This is a genomic window from Vibrio sp. 16, from assembly GCF_963681195.1.
Classification (GTDB): domain Bacteria; phylum Pseudomonadota; class Gammaproteobacteria; order Enterobacterales; family Vibrionaceae; genus Vibrio; species Vibrio sinaloensis_D.
Genome location: NZ_OY808998.1, coordinates 1,357,084 through 1,376,199, shown reverse-complemented (window position 1 = coordinate 1,376,199; position 19,116 = coordinate 1,357,084). Strand labels below are relative to the sequence as shown.

Annotated in this window: 17 protein-coding genes and 2 tRNA genes; 5 read left to right on the top strand and 14 right to left on the bottom strand. The window is 47.1% G+C overall.

Features of this window, described 5'->3' with window-relative positions; all coding sequences use genetic code 11:
• The first annotated feature begins 162 nt into the window (after window positions 1–162).
• Window positions 163–648, top strand: a complete 486-nt coding sequence (citX, locus tag U9J37_RS20380; RefSeq protein WP_005474506.1) for a citrate lyase holo-[acyl-carrier protein] synthase — start codon at window positions 163–165, stop codon at window positions 646–648.
• A 44-nt stretch (window positions 649–692) separates the two neighbouring features.
• Here citX and citC read toward each other — a convergent pair whose 3' ends face one another.
• From citC to U9J37_RS20325, 11 genes are all read right to left on the bottom strand, one after another.
• Window positions 693–1,790 (bottom strand): [citrate (pro-3S)-lyase] ligase, encoded by a 1,098-nt coding sequence (gene citC / locus U9J37_RS20375; RefSeq protein WP_043887208.1) that lies wholly within the window; start codon window positions 1,788–1,790, stop codon window positions 693–695.
• Window positions 1,791–1,990: 200 nt separating this feature from the next.
• Window positions 1,991–3,496, bottom strand: coding sequence for a tripartite tricarboxylate transporter permease (locus U9J37_RS20370; RefSeq protein WP_005474580.1), 1,506 nt, complete (start codon window positions 3,494–3,496; stop codon window positions 1,991–1,993).
• Between the two features lie 9 nt (window positions 3,497–3,505).
• Window positions 3,506–4,000, bottom strand: coding sequence for a tripartite tricarboxylate transporter TctB family protein (locus U9J37_RS20365; RefSeq protein ID WP_005474542.1), 495 nt, complete (start codon window positions 3,998–4,000; stop codon window positions 3,506–3,508).
• Between the two features lie 85 nt (window positions 4,001–4,085).
• A complete protein-coding gene (locus U9J37_RS20360; protein ID WP_005474582.1) occupies window positions 4,086–5,075 on the bottom strand; it encodes a Bug family tripartite tricarboxylate transporter substrate binding protein in 990 nt (329 codons plus the stop codon).
• A gap of 277 nt (window positions 5,076–5,352) precedes the next feature.
• Window positions 5,353–5,688, bottom strand: a complete 336-nt coding sequence (locus U9J37_RS20355) for a hypothetical protein (RefSeq protein ID WP_005474550.1) — start codon at window positions 5,686–5,688, stop codon at window positions 5,353–5,355.
• A gap of 21 nt (window positions 5,689–5,709) precedes the next feature.
• Window positions 5,710–6,390 carry a hypothetical protein gene (locus U9J37_RS20350; RefSeq protein ID WP_038136594.1) on the bottom strand — a complete coding sequence of 227 codons (681 nt, stop codon included), beginning with the start codon at window positions 6,388–6,390 and terminating at the stop codon, window positions 5,710–5,712.
• Between the two features lie 77 nt (window positions 6,391–6,467).
• A complete protein-coding gene (locus U9J37_RS20345; RefSeq protein WP_005473635.1) occupies window positions 6,468–7,472 on the bottom strand; it encodes a DUF2955 domain-containing protein in 1,005 nt (334 codons plus the stop codon).
• Window positions 7,462–8,526: an HlyD family secretion protein gene (locus U9J37_RS20340; RefSeq protein WP_039473847.1), complete on the bottom strand. Its 1,065-nt coding sequence runs from the start codon at window positions 8,524–8,526 to the stop codon at window positions 7,462–7,464. Before U9J37_RS20340 ends, U9J37_RS20345 begins: the two co-directional genes overlap by 11 nt.
• Before the next feature lie 197 nt (window positions 8,527–8,723).
• Window positions 8,724–8,798: transfer RNA gene (locus U9J37_RS20335), tRNA-Gly, on the bottom strand.
• A 24-nt stretch (window positions 8,799–8,822) separates the two neighbouring features.
• Window positions 8,823–8,897, bottom strand: a tRNA-Gly gene (locus U9J37_RS20330).
• Between the two features lie 195 nt (window positions 8,898–9,092).
• Entirely contained in the window at window positions 9,093–9,632 is a 540-nt protein-coding gene (locus tag U9J37_RS20325; protein WP_005473659.1) for a DUF3332 domain-containing protein, read from the bottom strand.
• 554 nt (window positions 9,633–10,186) lie between these two features.
• Here U9J37_RS20325 and U9J37_RS20320 point away from each other — a divergent pair.
• The 4 genes from U9J37_RS20320 to U9J37_RS20305 all read left to right on the top strand — a co-directional run bounded on the left by U9J37_RS20320 (window position 10,187) and on the right by U9J37_RS20305 (window position 15,373).
• Window positions 10,187–11,737, top strand: a complete 1,551-nt coding sequence (locus tag U9J37_RS20320; RefSeq protein WP_005473616.1) for an alanine/glycine:cation symporter family protein — start codon at window positions 10,187–10,189, stop codon at window positions 11,735–11,737.
• A 441-nt stretch (window positions 11,738–12,178) separates the two neighbouring features.
• Window positions 12,179–13,270, top strand: a complete 1,092-nt coding sequence (pdhA, locus tag U9J37_RS20315) for a pyruvate dehydrogenase (acetyl-transferring) E1 component subunit alpha (protein ID WP_005473690.1) — start codon at window positions 12,179–12,181, stop codon at window positions 13,268–13,270.
• Window positions 13,263–14,246, top strand: coding sequence for an alpha-ketoacid dehydrogenase subunit beta (locus U9J37_RS20310; RefSeq protein WP_005473695.1), 984 nt, complete (start codon window positions 13,263–13,265; stop codon window positions 14,244–14,246). The genes pdhA and U9J37_RS20310 overlap by 8 nt, the downstream gene beginning before the upstream one ends.
• Window positions 14,243–15,373 carry a dihydrolipoamide acetyltransferase family protein gene (locus tag U9J37_RS20305; RefSeq protein ID WP_005473692.1) on the top strand — a complete coding sequence of 377 codons (1,131 nt, stop codon included), beginning with the start codon at window positions 14,243–14,245 and terminating at the stop codon, window positions 15,371–15,373. The genes U9J37_RS20310 and U9J37_RS20305 overlap by 4 nt, the downstream gene beginning before the upstream one ends.
• A gap of 49 nt (window positions 15,374–15,422) precedes the next feature.
• Here U9J37_RS20305 and U9J37_RS20300 read toward each other — a convergent pair whose 3' ends face one another.
• From U9J37_RS20300 to U9J37_RS20290, 3 genes are all read right to left on the bottom strand, one after another.
• Entirely contained in the window at window positions 15,423–17,069 is a 1,647-nt protein-coding gene (locus tag U9J37_RS20300; RefSeq protein WP_005473656.1) for a methyl-accepting chemotaxis protein, read from the bottom strand.
• Window positions 17,070–17,257: 188 nt separating this feature from the next.
• Window positions 17,258–18,217: an electron transfer flavoprotein subunit alpha/FixB family protein gene (locus U9J37_RS20295; protein ID WP_005473681.1), complete on the bottom strand. Its 960-nt coding sequence runs from the start codon at window positions 18,215–18,217 to the stop codon at window positions 17,258–17,260.
• 10 nt (window positions 18,218–18,227) lie between these two features.
• Window positions 18,228–18,980 carry an electron transfer flavoprotein subunit beta/FixA family protein gene (locus U9J37_RS20290; protein WP_005473613.1) on the bottom strand — a complete coding sequence of 251 codons (753 nt, stop codon included), beginning with the start codon at window positions 18,978–18,980 and terminating at the stop codon, window positions 18,228–18,230.
• Window positions 18,981–19,116 lie beyond the last annotated feature (136 nt).

Sequence of the window (19,116 nt, the reverse complement as noted above, 5' to 3'; positions counted from 1 at the left end):
AATAAATTTAATTCATTGACCGATTTGCCAAGCAAGAGTTAGCGCCATTTACGCCATTTAAAACTCAACCGTCATCAATAAACGTTTTTTACCTCTAATTCGTAACGGCGAGTTTTCGCTAACGTGTTCACACAAGCCTGTTACGTAGACGAGGACACATTGATGGATACCGTAACTCAACTAGAACGACGCGCTGAGCGTAAGAATAAGATTCGCTTAACTCACCAACTTCCAGTGATCGCACTGACTTTAAACATTCCCGCAAACCTAACCAATCAAGCTTGGGTACCTATGTTGTTTAAATCAGCCTTAAATAGCTTTCTCGCCAAAATGGAAGAAATGGATGTCAAGGTCATTGAGCAGCAATTCGCGACAACACCAACTTACGAAGCCCTTTTTGCCGTCGATATTCGTTCAAGCACTTTGCTGAAAAAAGCGGTCATTGAAATCGAACATACTCACCCTTACGGCGCGCTTTTTAACTTCGATGTCATGTGTCGACAAGGCAAAACCATTTCACGACGCTCATCTTACATGCGCCCAAGGCCGTGCCTAATTTGTGATGATATTGCGCAGCGATGTGCCGCACTAAAGCGCCATTCACCACAGCAAATTGAGCAAGCAATCTTATCGATCATAAACAAGTAATAATCACCAAAACAAAAGCGCTGGAGTTCCAGCGCTTTTTTGGTTTATTGGCTCACTTCTGATGGCTGCTGAGCTTGCTTCACTATCTTCATCGCTTTTCTTTTCACTTGATAGGCGGAGGTTTCCAAGTCAAACAGCTGCTTGAGATGTAGGTAGGTCGTTCTTGGTACTAGCTTCTCAATCATCTCCCATTGATTATCAAAAAGTAAATTTCTCACTAGTGACGCGGACACAGGGAGGTTCTCGCATTCGACGCGTGGGATCTCACTTAACGTAATGGGCGCATCTTGTAAGATTGGCGTGGATAACCATTGCTGCATTTGCTGATTATAAAATCGTGTGACGGCACAAATCGGCTCAGTTCCCACGAAGCGATGCGTAATGCCTAACGCAGGGGCGATATGACTGCGAAAGATCTGGAGATCCATGGCCGTATGACAATAGTTAATGACCCCTTCATCTTTTAAGAAGTAACTTGGAAACGTCGCGCGAGAGATGATGTAATCTGACCCTTCATGCACGATGACATTGGGAAGGTCTCTCAAACCCGCTTTGATCATCAACAACCTATCTTGGTAGGTAAAAAAAGAACGATCCTCTTTTACCACAAACAGGTGTACCCAATCGCATTGTGACGCTGCGTGCTCCACCAAGTAACGATGGCCATTCGTGAACGGGTTTGCGTTCATGACAATGCTGCCTATTGTTTCCCCTTCTCGCTTGAAAGCGCGTAACTCGTCACAGTAATCGGTTAGACGATGTCGACTGTTCTCTAGCAATATCACACGGTTTTTCACAGAAGTCAGCTTGTAAAAACCAGCTTGCTTAAATAAGCGATAGTTATCAGGTTTGGTATAAATGAACAGGTTGTAGCGCCCCAAATCATAAGCCATTGTCACTAGCTCGCTTAGGAGTGATGTGGACAAGCCTTGCCCTTGAACACTTTCATCGACCGCTATTGATTTGAGCGTGTTGCCAGCCAAACCGCCTGTTGCAATGATGGAATGGCTCGAATACGCGACGACGAAAAACTCTACGTCCTGATCGACTCCGAGCCCCATTTTAGTCAGAAATTCCCTCACTGCTCCCATTTTTCGTGAGTTTTGCCTTTGGATTTGTTCGAAGCGGTATGACATGAGCACGGCTCTTTTGGTTAAGTTTGCCCTTTAATTATCAATCTCCCCTGCACGACAAAGGATGAATCGCGTCATAGCTAGAGACAGGGAAAACTTATTAAATGGCGTTAATTGTTTTTATTCAGATACAGGGCGTTGACCCAAGTAAAAAGAAAAGCCAATTAATCGAAATCAATTGGCTTTGTGCATTACGGCTTAGTTAGCCATTAAGCGGGTTGCTGAACTTGCTTACGCTTTTTCATCATACCGATAATTGGTAGCGCGATAGACAGAACAGTAATACCAATCAATACTTGTGACACTGTCGAACTTGCAAAGATAGACAGATCTTGGTTAGAGATTCTGAACGCCTGACGGAACGACTGCTCCATGGTTCCACCCACGATAACCGCAAGGATCATCGGTGCTGTTGGAATGTTCGCACGCTTCATCACAACCCCTGCCACACCTAAAATCACTAGGATGTAGAACTCAATCACTGAGTTACTGATTGCGTAACAGCCGATAAACGCTAGACCAAGTACAATTGGGTAAAGCACTTTAGGTGGAATAGCCAATACGCGAACCAAGACACCCGCTAGAGGAATGTTGACAACCGCTAGGATGATGTTTGCAACGAACATACTGGCGATTAGACCCCAAGCTACGTCAGCGTGTTGAACGAACAGGAGCGGACCAGGCTGAATACCCAGCATCAGCAGTGCGCCCATCATTACCGCCGTTGTACCTGAGCCTGGTACACCTAGCGATAGCATTGGAATCATCGCACCGATTGATGCTGCGTTGTTCGCTGATTCTGGAGCCGCTAGACCTTCGATTGCGCCATCACCAAACTCTTCACTGTGCTTAGAAAGTTGCTTCTCGTTGTTGTAACACATTAGAGAGGCCATAGTACCACCAGCACCGGGTAGAGAGCCGATGATGAAACCTACTGGCGCACTACGTAGGATTGCCCACTTAGAGCGTTTCCAGTCGTCACCTTCAATCCAAATACGTTTAAATTTAGTTTGTGCTTTCTTCGTACCCTTACTCAAAGAACTAAAGCTCTTGAATACTTCACCCATCGCGTAGATACCGATGATGACCACAAGGAAATCAATACCCGTTTGTAGGTGCAAGTTACCAAAGGTAAAGCGTTCTGTGCCGGTTTGAGCGTCAATACCTACCGTTGCGATAGCAAGACCAATCACCATAGAAAGGAAGCCTTTGAGCATATTCCCTTTCGACATGGATGCCGTCATTGAAAGTGCCGCCACCATAAGTAGGAAGTATTCCGCAGGGCCAAATTTCAAGGCAAAGCCAGCAACTGGCTCAGCCAGTAGTGTCATCAATACCGCTGCAATCATACCGCCAATCAGAGAGGCAATCGCCGAGATAGCCAATGCCGATTCCGCACGTCCCTTCATCGCCATTGGATAACCATCGAACGTCGCAGCTAAGGCTGCCCCGTCCCCAGGCGTGTTGATCAAGATAGAGCTACGTGAACCACCAAACATCGCGCCGATATAGACACCTGTCATGGTGATCAATGCAGCGGTTGGGCCCATTGCAAATGTCATTGGTAGCAATACCGCGACCCCAGTTGCAGGACCTAAGCCCGGCAGCATACCTACGATGGTACCTAACACACCGCCGACGGTGACAAGAAGTAGGTGATAAGGCTGAAAAGCAACACCAAACCCGTTAAATAAGTTAACAAAAATATCAGACATACAAGCGCCTTAACCCATAAAAGGTAGTGGTGGAAGACTAATGGCCAGCAGAGTGTTAAAGATAAAGAACACACTAACCGAGAATGCAACAGCTACCAGTGCACTCTTCTTCCATGCCTTAATGCCACTGGTAATCGTAAGCATCGCGAATAGGAAGAAGAAAGTGCTAATAACGTAGCCAAGCGTGTCGAACAACAAGGCGTAAACGATTGAAACAATACAGGTGTACAAGATACGTTTGCGGTCAAACTTCTTGGTTTCATCTTCATTGATGAGGTCTACGTATGCTTGAATCGACGCTTTGATGTTGCTTTTTGCCAGTAAGATACCGCCAACAATAATGGCGAGTACGGCGACTCCCATTGGGAAATAGATGGGATCTAATGGATTTCCAAATGCTGCCCTAGGCATTGCATATGTCATACCACCATAAATAAGACCAAAAGCGATGCTGAATATGCCGGTAAATGCATCCCAGTTTGGACTAACTTTTTTATTTTCCATTTTGAATCCTTTTCGAACCGAGAGAGAAACTTGGTCATAGAAGGTTAGAGCGTTTTGACACGCCCTAACCCACTAACAGGGAACGTTAGCGTTTAAAGATTTCTGCAAGAATCTCTTTGTACTGCTCATTGGTTTGAGCTAAGAACTTCGTGAAATCCTCACCGTTTTGGTATGCCGCATCCCAACCGTTACGCTTACGAGCTTCTGCCCACTCTGGTGTTTCAACCATATTTTTAAGTGTGGTGTTCCAGTAAGTGACCGCGTACTCGGGCATGTCTTTTGGTGCAAACAGACCGCGCCAGTTTTCGAACGTTGCGTCGATGCCCTGTTCTTTAACCGTTGGGATTTTCGCCACTTGGCCTTCACCCACTCGCTTAGATGCGGTTTGCGCTAGCGCACGAAGATTGCCACTTTCAACTAGCTGCGCCACATCGCCAAGACCGGTCGAAATGAGGTCAACGTGTCCACCCAGTACTTGAGCCACCGCACCGCCGTCTTGAAACGAGATGTAGTCGATCTGGTTTAGGTTTGGCACGCCCGCAGCTTTGGCGATCAATAGGAACTGGATGTGGTCCATACTACCTGCCGCCGAAGTACCGCCGACTTTTACCGATTTTGGATCTTTCTTAAGCGCTTCCATAACCTCATTGATAGAGGTGTATTTTGAGTCTTTAGAGACAACGAACGCGCCATAATCGGTAATCAGACGAGCCAGAGGGGTGGTATCTTCGTAGCTGTATTTGCTTGAACCAGTTAGGTGCGTCAACAAAATTGGTGGAGAGTAAACGGAGATTAGCTTGTCACTACCCTTCTGTGTTTGCATGTACGCTAAGTTTACCGCGCCACCACCACCAGGGCGGTTGGTGATTGGCATATTAGCTTCTACAAGCCCAGTATCTTTCAACGTTTTAGCAACGGTACGGATGGTTAAATCCCAGCCACCGCCAGCACCAGAAGGAGCGACAAAAGAAAGTGTCTTAGGTGGGTAATCCTCTCCAGCGATACTCGTTAATGGAAGAGCAGCAATCGAGGTCATTGCCGCTCCAATCATCAAGCTCTTAAGTTTCATGTTCATTCGATATACCTATTATGGTTATGTTGTTTTGATTTCAACCAGCGACAAAGGGGTACAGATCCCGCACCAATTGATGAAGTTATTATTGAATGAACAGTGAAAAGGTAATGTGATACGTCACCTTATAAATTAGTTGTTTAATGTAGGTTATGGCGTTAATGGACTTTACTCAAATGATAATATTAAGCCATTGTATTTATTAAATAATAGGTAACAGAAACTCACACCACACCCTGTTGTTACGTGGTGAGGGTTAATGGTAAAAATCGCCGAATGGCTATAACAAAAGGCAGGCAAGTAACGCAAAAGCGCCAGACAAAAACAGCTTGTTGCTCAATGTTAGATCGATACTGGAAGGGAGTGATTGTTCCTCAGTGTCCGCCATAGAGGCGGCAACACGAGTCGCTTTTGCTGGACTGTGTTTGAGATGAGAAAGACGCCTTGGCGCGCCGACCATAAAGACGGTGCCAAGGCTCCATTGTATGACTAACGCATAAAAGAAATAGTCGCTGACAAAGTTAAGTTGGGGAGTGTTCAGCAAGACAAAAGAACCATGCAACATCGCCATAATGAAGCCATTACACAGCAAAATAAATCGAATCAACCTAAACATAAGCGCTCCCTGTTACCTCAACTAAGAACCAGAAATACGGGCTTCGCTCTCGCCGTTATCGCCAAAATCCAAGCTCGACACATAGACTCGGAAATAAAATACCGACATCAAAACCACCACAATGGAAGAGACAAGCTCAGCAATCAATCCTGAAATAAGAAGGTGATTGAACCCCGCCCCATCTGGCGCAGATAACAGCAAATCCATCACCAAACCACCGCCGCCAATCGCCAGAGCACCGAGCATCAATGTCGAGGTGTAAGATTGTGTTTGCCCCCAACTGCTGCTCATCGCTTCAAAAGGCGTTCGCTTATTGAGTACAGATTCAAACTCCGCAAACCCATAGCGAGCGGATAAATAAATCCCGGGAATAATGAGCACCATCAAGCCGACTAAAACAGCAAGACCATACATCAAATGCACACAAAACAGACGCAACCATTCATAAAGAGAAACAGACAACTCTGGTTTGCTGCCCGTCACAACGGATGCCATGTACTTGATCAATCGGCAAACATAAAATGCTTGCCCAAGTGCGTAGACCGCCAAATAGAGAGAAAACAACAAAACATTATCTTGTTCGGTGGTGTTCAAGTACGCGCCAAACGCCGACATGGCAAGGAAGAACGGCCCCACAATAGTGAAAATAGGACCGCGATGTGAGCGAAGAAAGTTGGCGCTATCAATGAGTAATTTAATCATCCTGACATTGGCGAGTTCAATTTATGGTTGACCAATCATATCAGAAAGATAGCGCAGATGTGACTCAGGTAAAGTGACTACGTGTTGTCCGCGCTGGTCGGCTTCACTCTCGTCAGGTTGAGAATCACCGTCGCAATTACAATCGCGATAGCAATGGAGACAAAACGCATAAACTCTGCGTTGAGCGGTTCACTTCCTTGGTAATTGAGTAATTGATTGAGCAAAACGATAAAATTGGTAAAAAGGAGTTGGTAAACGCTTAAGCGGCATTGACGACGAATAGCAAAACTCGCAAGCTGAAGCCCCATAAAGCAACTCACACCAAAAACTGCCCAAGTCGGCATCATCAATATCGAGTGAGCAATCATAATCGGTAATGTGGCGAGAATACCGACCAAGGTCGCCACCAAACGATTATTACGAAAAATTCTCTGGTCCCTCGATATTGGAATTTTAATCATGCTTCCAAGGGTGATGGCAATTAACAATGTTTGAGAGCTGCCCGTGCCCACCAAAAGGTACATCGCGATCAATACTGTAGTCGCTTTAAACAAGATCAACCCGATATGGGTCTGTGCTCCATCCATGTCCTGCTCGTCTGGTAGCACCTCCTTTTCATCACCAGGAAACAGAATGAAACTCGCATAAGTGACAGCGATGGCAATCAGGAAGGTTTCCAATATGAGCCAAGGTAAGTAGGTGACGGCGATATGAAACTGTAGGTTGACGGTAAACGTAATGACAATAAACAAAAGCAGAAACGTCGCCAGCATATCCTTGGGGTCATTATGGCTGCGATAAAAGCTCCAAAACAGCGACAACCAACAGAACAGACCAAACCCAGTAGGAGAGTCCACCAGCACCTGCCCAACAAGAAGAACGCCTAAACTCGTTACTGCGATTAACACAAACAATTTAGCCATCATACTCACTGGCGGTCTCATCGGCATGATGGTCAAAAATATCACCACAAACAACGGGGCAAGAACTGGTAGAACAGCCCCTTGTGCAATCTGATAAAAGAGCAACAGAGTCGGTGCAATGACTAGCCGAATGATCGGGTTCGCGGTACTATGAAACATAAGTCCAGATACTCACGACTCTCATCCAGATACCCGCTAGAAACTCTCCGAAACTACTTTGCTCGGTGTAAAACGCCACGGTAGCTTGAGAGCCGTAACGAATGTTGCTTAGTTCCGAAAGATTATCGAACTCTATATTGACAGGATAACGCTGAGGCGTTGTATTGCCTTGACTGGCATTCAGAAAGCCCGTTTCCGGATCGATGCTATTGCTTCCACCCGTGCCCCAGCCGATGCTCTCGACTTTACCCGACAACACTCGACCAGGAAGCGCGTCCAGAACAATTTTTACGCGTTGACCCGGCTTGATGTACTCCATCGAATTTTCACGCACAAGAGCAGACAACCAGACATTCCTCGGGTCGATAAACGTCAGCACGGGCGCACCAGAAGAAACATGCTGACCCGTGGTCAATTGCATGTTGGTCACAACACCTCTTGATGGCGCGACAACTTCCGTCTTCCTTAGGTCCAGTTCAGCTTTCTCTAAACTCGCCATTGCTGCCAAAATTTGTGGATTGTTTTCACCTGTAGGACCGAGGTTTTGTTTCGCTTGAACTAACGAGGCTTGCGCCGCATCCAACGACGCTTGAGCGCGCTCTTTTGCTTCATTAGCATTATCAAGATCAGACTGACTTAATACACCTCGATCAGCAAGCTGTTTGGTTCGATTTGCTTGCTCTCTGGCATTATCTCTTGCAGCCAACGCATCGACGACTTTAGCCTGTGCAACCTCTACAGCAGCGGTGCTTGCGCCAATATTTTGCCCTGCTATTGCTAAGTTTGCTTGCGCCGATGCCAATGCAATCTCATAGTTTCGCGGATCGATGCGAAACAACAATTCGCCTTGCTCGACCACTTGGTTGTCGTTCACATCAACAGAAACGATGTTGCCTGACACTTCTGGTGCGATTCGTACCAAATAGGTATGCACCTTAGAGTCTGTGGTAATCGGAGTAACACGATCCGACCATAGGCTGTATAACCAAACCGTAAGAACGGTACAAATGATATAGAGACTTAATTTACGTGAGGATTTTTCTGCAGTAGACATGGCAAACTCATCAAATTTAACTTGCCATTACTGTACTCTCAGAACAAATTTGTTGCCATTAAAAGGCATACTTTTAGCCTAAATTACTCGAAGTTGCCGTATTTTTTAATAAGAAGCCAAGTACATTTAGGGCGCGATTCAGTCAATCTACAGCGAGCTATTAGTGTGATTTTGAAAGTGATAAAGATTGGAAATTTTGGAGCGTACTGCGGGAATCGAACCCGCATCATCAGCTTGGAAGGCTGAGGTAATAGCCATTATACGAAGTACGCATAGAAATGATGTTGCTAATGTCTTGGAGCGTGCAGCGGGAATCGAACCCGCATCATCAGCTTGGAAGGCTGAGGTAATAGCCATTATACGATGCACGCTTCATCGTGAAGACCGTTTCAATATGCCACAGATAACTGAAAAGAAAAGTCTTTTTTGACGTATTTGGTTTGACTGGTGATTTGATCACCACTTCGGTCTATATTTGACGTCACTCTGCTGATTTTGTTTTCACCGACAAGATCTCAGCCAATTGAGTGAGGCACCTTCCACTAAACGGAAGGTGCCAGCGTGAATTAGATGTTCGCTGCTGCGATGTACTGATTCAACTCTTCGTTCGATACTGTAGTCACATGTTGGTCATTTAGGTAAAACGCAACGCTGTCGCTTGCCTTTTCACCGCGAAGGACTTGAGTCGTTCCATCGATGTATGAGATGTCCATCTGCATGGTATTTTCATCGATTTGATGCATAGTCGCTTTTTCGATGTTGCCATTGTTCGCCAGCGGTACTGTGGTTAGCGCGCTGTCGAGTTGATCATTGACCTTGATGTAGTTTTTTGTCGGCATATCCACTACCGCAGGAGACTTACCGGTAATTGGGTTTTTGCCCGTCCAGAACTCAACTGCGTTAAAAATAAATAAGTCTGCTGCGCCAGCGATACCGTAAACCGGTGAAAGAAGTAGGAACATGCCTTCACGACCGTAACGGTTATCAACCACTTCTAGGTTGAATTTAGAGACCATACCCGTGATGCCCATTTGACCCATACAGCCCGTTAGTGAGGTTAATCCAAGACCCGCAACAACCGCCATTTTAATAGCATTCGATTTCATAATATTTACCCTCAATTAAGATGGCGCGCATCCTACTCCTCAATCATTTATAATCAATCTCCCCCACTCCACATTTGACAGAAACTTAACTGTGTTAAGGCTCTGTTTTTAATAGCTTATTTTGCAACCAATCCAGAAAAACCTCTCATTCACCCAAGAAATCGGACTCATCACCTAAATATCATCCAATATGCACCTGACAACATATTTGTTATATACAAATCACTAATAAATACGCCAAAAAACTGGCTGTTATCTGGTTAAATTATAAACAGATAGTTTTATCAACCATGCAAATGTTAAAAATAATGCATCACGCCAGCCGCTTCTTATTGGTCTATATCTCTATATAAACACATAAAACCAGTGAAAAAGTTTAAAATTACCGATCATTGTTAGTAAAAATCAGAACTGTTTTCTAAGTCATGTTTTCCGACAAAGATGTTGCGAACTAATAGATAAAATGAATAATAGCAGTTGTTACACACATGTAACAAAACACAACATCATATAAATATTATTCATATAAACTTTAATGCACAGGCAGGAAAAGCATGACAAAGCGTATCTCGCTTGCCCTTTTGGCGAGCACATTTGCAGGTAGCGCTGCGGCTTCCAACTTGGATGACAAGATCAACGAAGTAGTAGCACCCATCGTCAACCCATTTGTAGGAATGATCTTCTCGACCATTCCTTTCCCTTTTACTGACGTACAGGTGCCGTGGATCGTTCTTTGGTTGGTTGTAGCAGCTCTTTTCTTCACGTTTTACCTTGGCTTCATCAATGTTCGCGGCTTCAAGCACGCGGTACAGTTGGTGTCTGGTAAATTCTCTGATCCAAAAGCGAAAGAAGATGGCGAAGTATCCCATTTCCAAGCTCTAACAACGGCGTTATCGGGCACCGTTGGTCTAGGTAACATCGCAGGTGTTGCGGTCGCTGTCTCTATTGGTGGCGCAGGTGCAACATTCTGGATGATACTTGCCGGCCTACTTGGTATGTCCAGTAAGTTTGTAGAGTGTGCTCTTGGTGTGAAATACCGAAACACAAACCCTGATGGCTCCGTTTCAGGTGGTCCTATGTACTACCTGAGCAAAGGTCTGGCAAATCGCGGCAATGCAGCGTTTGGTCGTACTCTTGCAGTGCTGTTCTCTGTGTTCGCTATCGGTGGTTCTCTTGGTGGCGGTAACATGTTCCAAGCAAACCAAGCGTTCAAACAGGTTGTAGGCGTAACGGGTGGCGATGCTTCATTCTTCGCAGACAAAGGCTGGTTGTTCGGTCTGATCCTCGCGGTTATCGTTGGTATCGTTATCATCGGTGGTATCAAATCTATCGCGAAAGTGACTGAGAAAGTTGTTCCATTTATGGCGACGATCTACGTTGGTGCAGCGCTGGTTATCCTACTGATTAACTTTGATAAGATTGATGACGCATTTGGCGCTATCTTCCACGGTGCATTCACTGGTGAAGGTATAGCGGGTGGTGTTATCGGCGTACTTATCCAAGGCTTTAAACGTGCAGCGTTCTCGAACGAAGCGGGTGTCGGTTCTGCGGCGATTGCTCACGCAGCAGTAAAAACAAAAGAGCCAATGTCTGAAGGTTTTGTCTCTCTACTAGAACCTTTCATCGACACGGTTGTTATCTGTACCATGACCGCATTGGTTATCATCATTACCGGTTACCTTGATACTGACCACGGCCTTGCAGGCGTTGAGCTAACTTCAGCGGCATTTGGTAGCGCAATTAGCTGGTTCCCATACATCCTTGCGATTGCGGTTGTTCTATTCGCCTTCTCTACCATGATCTCTTGGTCATACTACGGCTTGAAAGCGTGGACTTACCTATTCGGTGAGAGCAAAACAGCAGAGCTTATCTTCAAGGTGAAATTCTGTGTATTTGTTGTTATCGGTGCGGCAATGAACCTAGGTCCTGTTATCGACTTCTCAGATGCAATGATCTTCGCGATGGCGTTGGTGAACATTGTTGGTCTATACATCTTGGTTCCTGAAGTGAAACGTGATCTAGCGGATTACCTAGAGCGTTTCAACGCGGGCAAAGTGTACAAAGTACAACAGAAGCAAAACTTAACTGAGCAGCCAGAGTCTTAATGGCAAGCTCTTAGCAAAACAGCAGGTCTTGGCCTGCTGTTTTTGTTTTGACGAGTTTGATTTTATTTACTGGCAATACTTTCGATTACAGGCAATAACTCTATATCTACTAAACCCTAAACCTTCAAACTGGCACTTCCTGCTGACAAATCACTTAATGTAAATCGTGATTTACTCTCTCCCTCAAGACAAAGTTAAGCACAATTTAACATATTGGTTACACTTACCTTAAACCGTAGATACCAATATTCATTGCTAGATTGTTATGTATTGGCAGTTGAAAAGTACGTGGTGAGAATCATCTTTGGTAATTTGTTTCAAATGAGACCTCCACGACTCACTCAAAGGTATCTACCTTGGCTAAAGCCGAAACATGGCGTTAGTCAGCTATGCGTTTGATTTGGTGCGATCCACCGGACAAAGGCGATGAAGGAGATTCCGATGAACGTACAAGCTCTACCCATGCTGCGATTTATCGACCATTTGGGTGAATCTGTCAATCAACTACCAAGCTGGGCAGATTCCGCAACCCTAACGCAGTACTACAAAGACATGGTAATGTCGCGAACCTACGACAACAAAGCCGTCGCACTCCAGCGCACTGGCAAACTGGGCACCTACCCCTCTCACTTAGGCGCCGAAGCGTATGGCGTTGCTATTGGCCATGCCATGCACCCAAACGACGTGTTTATCCCCTACTACCGAGATATGCCTGCGATGTGGGTGCGCGGTGTGCCAATGGAAAAAAATTTGCAGTATTGGGGCGGTGATGAACGAGGCAGTGATTTCAACGCCAAAGATGGAACACCCAGTGCAGATTTGCCTTTCTGTGTTCCGATTGCCACTCAATGCACCCATGCCGTTGGCGTCGCTTCCGCGCTGAAAATCGAAGGCAATCACCGAGTTGCTCTTGTCACCTGTGGTGATGGCGCAACCTCCAAAGGCGATTTTTTAGAGTCCATCAACTGCGCAGGAGCATGGAATTTACCCTTGGTCTTTGTCGTCAACAATAACCAATGGGCCATTTCCGTCCCTCGTCAGCTCCAGTGTGCGGCGGATTTTCTTGCCGAAAAAGCCAAGGGCGCAGGTATCGAGGGCATCACTGTTGACGGCAACGACATTGTCGCTATGCATGATGCCGTACTTACCGCCTTAGACCGAGCAAGAAAAGGCAAAGGCCCGACTTTGATTGAAGCGATCAGTTATCGCCTTAGCGATCATACTACCGCCGATGATGCGACTCGTTACCGCAGCGACGACGAGCTTAAACAAGCGTGGCAATATGAACCCATTTCGCGCCTTAAACAACACCTTTCCCAAACAGGTGCATGGGATGAAAGCCAAGATGAGTCGTGGCTCAAAGCATGCAAAGAAACAGTTGAGCAAGCCGTTGCCAACTACCTGAGCATTGTCCCCGAGGCACCAGAAACCGCGTTTGACTACCTTTATGAAACCGCCCCTGTCGAACTCAATGAACAGCGAGACGCTTTGATCAACAAGGCAATGCGAATGCAAGGAGGTCATCATGGCTGAAATGACTCTCGTTGAAGCGGTCAACCTCGCCCTCCACCACGAAATGGCAAAAGATGCCAACGTGATTGTGCTTGGCGAGGATGTCGGTGATAACGGCGGCGTATTTCGCGCAACCGTAGGCTTAAAAGAGAAGTTCGGCTTACGACGCGTGATCGACTCCCCTTTAGCAGAAGCGTTGATCGGTGGTGTAGCTGTGGGAATGGCAACCCAAGGTTTGCGCCCTGTTGCTGAGTTCCAGTTTCAAGGATTTGTTTTTCCGGCTATGGAACACTTAATGTGCCACGCAGCCCGAATGCGCAACCGAACTCGGGGCCGACTCACCTGCCCTGCGGTCTTCCGTGCTCCCTTTGGCGGAGGTATTCATGCCCCAGAACATCACTCTGAAAGTATCGAAGCCTTGTTCGCTCATATTCCGGGCTTCAAAGTTGTGATTCCTTCTTCGCCCCAGCGCGCTTACGGTTTGTTGCTCGCCTCCATTCGCAGCAACGATCCGATTCTCTTTTTTGAACCCAAACGCATCTATCGAACCGTCAAGTCAGAAGTGGTCGACAGCGGCGAAGCGCTCCCGCTCGACACGTGCTTTACGTTAAGAAAAGGGCGCGACATCACACTTGTAACGTGGGGCGCGTGCGTTGTTGAGTCGTTGCAAGCGGCCGAAACCCTATCCAAACAAGGGGTTGAGGTTGAAGTCATCGATCTGGCAAGCATCAAACCTCTCGATATGGACACCATATTAAAGTCACTGGAAAAAACTGGACGACTGCTCGTGGTACATGAAGCGAGTCGGAGCGGTGGCGTTGGCGCAGAGATCGTTACTCGGGTGGCGGAAAAGGCGTTGTGTATTCTCAAAGCACCACCAAAACGGGTCACAGGGATGGATACCATCATGCCCTATTACCGAAATGAAGATTACTTCATGATTCAAGAGCAAGACATTGTCTTAGCAGCCAGAGAGCTAGTGGAGGGCTGGAAATGAAACGCTTCTTACTACCCGATTTAGGCGAAGGATTAGCCGAATCAGAAATTATCGAATGGCATGTCAGCGAAGGCGATCATGTCGAGTTGGATCAAACCGTATTAACGGTGGAAACTGCCAAAGCGGTTGTCGAAGTTCCTGCGCCTTATAGCGGCACGATCATCAAGCGATACGGGAGCGAAGGCGATGTGGTCAACATTGGCACGCTGTTGTTGGAAATTGAAGAGAGCGAAGCCGCGGTGTCGGTTGCCTCGACTCAAACGGCTGATGCAGCAACGGTTGTTGGCAATGTTTCTCAAGCGGCTCATCACGTTGCCGTGGACAATTTTTGGGTCGGCAATGACAGCAACCATAATGATTCATCACCCGTGATCGCCATGCCCTCGGCACGCTTGCTAGCGAAAAAACTCGGCGTGAATATTGATAGCATTGAAGGTACGGGTGATAAAGGCTTGATCACCGACGATGATATCTATCATGAGGCAGGAAGGCAGCAGCCCGGTACCGAAGTGCTCAAAGGGGCGCGTCGCACTATGGTTTCAACCATGACAGAATCCCACCACAATGTTGCTTCCGTCACCATCACTGAGGAAGCCAATTTAATCAATTGGCCAGAAGGCGAAGACATCTCCTCTCGGTTAATTCAAGCTGTGGTCTACGCGTGCCAAAAAGAACCCGCTTTGAATGCCTGGTTTGATGCCGATACCATGACGCGCTGCGTGCATAGCACCGTCAACATCGGGATCGCTGTCGATAGTGCTCACGGTTTATACGTACCGGTACTTCGTCACGCTGATACGCAGAATCCGGAGCAAGTCCGGCAGTGGCTTAATGAAACCGTCAAAGGCATTCGAGAGCGAAAAATAGGCAGAGAGCAACTGCAACACGCCACTATTACGTTGTCAAATTTTGGCGCCATCGCGGGTATTTACGCTACGCCCGTCGTTTCGCCTCCGCAAGTCGCTATTGTTGGCGCTGGCCGAATCATCGACAAACTCACTCTGGTTAACAACCAGCCTGTGATGACTAAAGCAATGCCACTTTCTATCACCTTCGACCATAGAGCCTGTACCGGAGGAGAAGCCGCGCGCTTTACCAAAAAGTTGGTGGAACACCTCGAGAAATAGCACACCAACCACAAAAACGCCGAATCAAAATTCGGCGTTTTGCTAACCGTTAGATTTTGAAGTTGCTCACCAACCCATCGAGTTGTTTGGACAGCTGCATGAGATGTTCGCTGCTGGCGTTCAACTGTTCGGCCACCTGAGCGGTTTCCCCCGTAAACTGATTGATTTCTTCAACGTTGCGATTAATTTCACCCACCACGCTCGATTGCTCTTCGGTTGCCGTCGCCACTTGAATATTTTGATCACTGATATGAGTGATATGCTGCTCTATCTGCTGCAATGATTCGTTCGCTTCAGCCGCACTGGTGACCACAAGCAAGCTTTGATCTCGACCATTTACCATTGCGCTCACCGCACGATTGGACTCACCCTGCAAGCGGTCAATCACGCCTTGAATTTCCTCAGTCGAGTCCGCCGACAAGCTGGCTAACTTGCGTACTTCATCCGCTACGACAGCAAATCCTCGACCTTGCTCACCCGCGCGGGCGGCTTCTATCGCAGCATTAAGTGCTAGCAAGTTCGTTTGTTCTGAAATTCCGCGAATCGTATCCAAAATGGAGCTGATATCTTCGACTTGGTTGGCGAGGGACGTCACCACTTCGCTCGCCTGCTCTAGCTCTCGTTTCAGCTCGCTAATTTGCTCACCCGCACTGCCAACAACGTGCGAACCTGATTGTGCTTGGCTTGTCGCTTCTTTGGCAACTTCGGCGGCTTGCGCTGCATTGGTAGCAATTTCACTCACTGTCGCCCCAAGCTGATGAATCGCTGTCGCGACTTGCGTCGTTCTATCGCGCTGGTTAGTGCAATGCCCTTGCGTAAGCCCTGCATGTTCAGAGACTTGTCGCGCGGTCATCGCCAGTTGTGTAGAGTTCATCGCCACATCTTTGATCGACTCATGCACGCGGCTTACAAAAGCGTTAAAACTGGCCGCTATCGATGAAAGCTCATCTTTACCGTCTAGCACTAAACGTGTATCCAACGCCATGTTTTCCGCAGCATGGGAAATGGAGTTTTGTAAGTACGCGACACGACGCTTTAGGCTCAACACAGTAACAGCGGAAATAATCAATGAAATGACCAATCCAATCCCGATGATGGTGAACAGTTGGGTTTGGCCAACATTGTAATCTTGTTCACTCTGCGCGTACTGTGCCTCGGCCTGAACCAACAAGGTATCGAGAATCTTATTGGCGTGATTTTTCAGCACACCATAAGTTTTCGCATATTTCGCTTTATAAATTTGGCGTGCGCTTTCAAGATCATTGTTTTCCAGCACGGCAAGCATCGGCGTAAGCTCCTCTGCGACCATACGCTCAAACTCTCGCAAAAGTTTGCTCACCTCTTGCTTAAGCTCTGGCGTGGCTTGCGCTTGAACTGCGTATTCAATGGCTTGGCGCATTTCGGGGATGTCTTCTTCTCGCGTTTCCTTCACGCGAGTTAATACACCTTTTTTGTCACGTAGAGAGCTATCTTGCAGCAGCATCATATCGATACCCACACGCATTCGCGGGATCCGCGAGGCCACTTCAGCCATGGATCGCATCGGCGCAGACGTGTTGAGGAAGAGTTTTTCTGATTGGAGCTGAATACGAGACATACTGTTGAAACCAGTGATGCCGATGATAATCAGTGCTAAACATGGCAGAAGTACCGCAAAAATAAGGCGGCTTTGTAGGGTAAACTTATTGGCAAACATTGTCGTTCCTTCTTACAACTTTATTATTATTGTTACAATTTATACTTTTGATGATAACGACATGCTTGGGTATGAGACACCTTTCTTAATGCTGTTTATGTCAATCAATGACGTTTATGGTTTTTATGTACAAAAGCCTTGAGGCGACCTCCAAATCGCGCTCAAGGCTTGCGGTGAAAAGCGCTCTGTTAGTGAGCCAGTAAACTGTTGAGTTTGGGCAAAATTTCAAATAGATCGCCGACCAAACCGTAATCCGCCACCTCGAAAATCGGCGCATCTGGGTCACTGTTGATTGCAACCACCACCTTCGATGCCTTCATGCCTGCAACATGCTGAATCGCCCCTGAGATTCCCACCGCGATGTAGAGATCCGGCGCTACAATCTTACCAGTTTGACCCACTTGCAGATCGTTGGACACATAACCCGCATCGACTGCGGCCCTTGATGCGCCAATCGCAGCATGTAAGCTATCCGCAAGGGATTCGACTAGGGCAAAGTTTTCTTTGCTGCCAACACCTCGACCGCCGGACACAACCACACTGGCTGAAGTCAAATCCGGTCGAGCACTCTCTGATCGTTGCTGCCCCACCAGCTCAGTGTTGATCGCGGGCAGGCTCACCTCGACAGGGACAATTTCACCGCTTGGTTGAACGCCAAGTGACGCTTTATCAAACGCGGATTCACGCACCGTGATCACCACTTTGTCATCCTGAGAGGTCACTTTAGCCAGCGCATTGCCGGCGTAAATGGGGCGTATCACCGTTCTAGCCGATTCAATGGCAATCACATCAGACAGCTGCCCAACATCAAGCAGCGCGGCGACACGCGGTGACAAATCTTTGCCAAATGAGCTTGCCGGCATCAATAAATGAGAATAAGGCTCCGCTACTTTGGCAACAATGGGCGCAAAACACTCAGCGAGTGGTGTACCTAGCGCTGGGTGAGCCGCAGCCAAAACTTTATCGACCTGTTCAATGCTCGCTAATGACTCACTGAGTGACCTGTGGTTTTCACCCAGCAACAGCACATCCACGCCAGAGCCTGAGATATGCTTTGCCACTTGGCGCGCAGCTTCAATGGCCGCGAGCGTGCCAGAAGAGATAGACTGACCATCATGTTCAGCTACAACCAAAATTCGTTCACTCATGGTGCTCTCCTTACTCGATCACTTTGGCTTCGTTGCGCAGTTTGTCGACCAGTTCCTCGACGGAGCTCACCATCACACCCGCCTGCTTAACGGGTGGTGCCATCACAGCTTCGATGGTTTGTGTCGGCTGATAGCTAACGCCTAAGGCCTCAAGGCTAAGAACCTCCATTGGCTTACGTTTGGCTTTCATGATATTGGGCAGTGACGCATACCTTGGTTCGTTTAGGCGTAAATCGGTGCTCACAATCGCAGGTAACGTAAGCCTAAGCTGCTCTAATCCTCCATCGACTTCTCGTTCGACTTCCACATAATCACCGTCGATATTCAACTTGGAAGCAAAGGTCGCTTGTGGACGCTGTGACAAAGCCGCTAACATTTGCGCGACTTGATTATTGTCAGTATCGATAGATTGTTTGCCCAGCAAAACCAGTGCTGGCTGCTCTTTACTCATCAGTGCATTGAGTATTTTTGCAACGCCAAGTGGCTGACATGTGTTATCAACCTGAACATGAATGGCTCTGTCTGCGCCCAATGCTAAGGCTGAGCGCAACTGCTCTTGGCACGCCTCATCCCCCAGCGATACCACGATTACCTCACTGGCGTGTCCAGCTTCTTTGAGTCGTATCGCTTCTTCGACGGCAATTTCGCAAAATGGATTGATGGTCATTTTTACATTTGTGTCTTCAACACCGCTTCCATCGGCTTTTACCCGAACTTTGGTGTAGGGGTCGATAACTCGTTTTATGGCGACTAGTACTTTCATATACCCTCCGGCCAAGTGCGTTAATTTGAAGCTTAGTAAAGTTTACGTTTACGTCAACTGTAACTATATTTACTCCAAGCTGCCGATTTTCGAGTAACCCTTATGGTCTTCAAGCGGCTTGTTGTCATGAAACCAA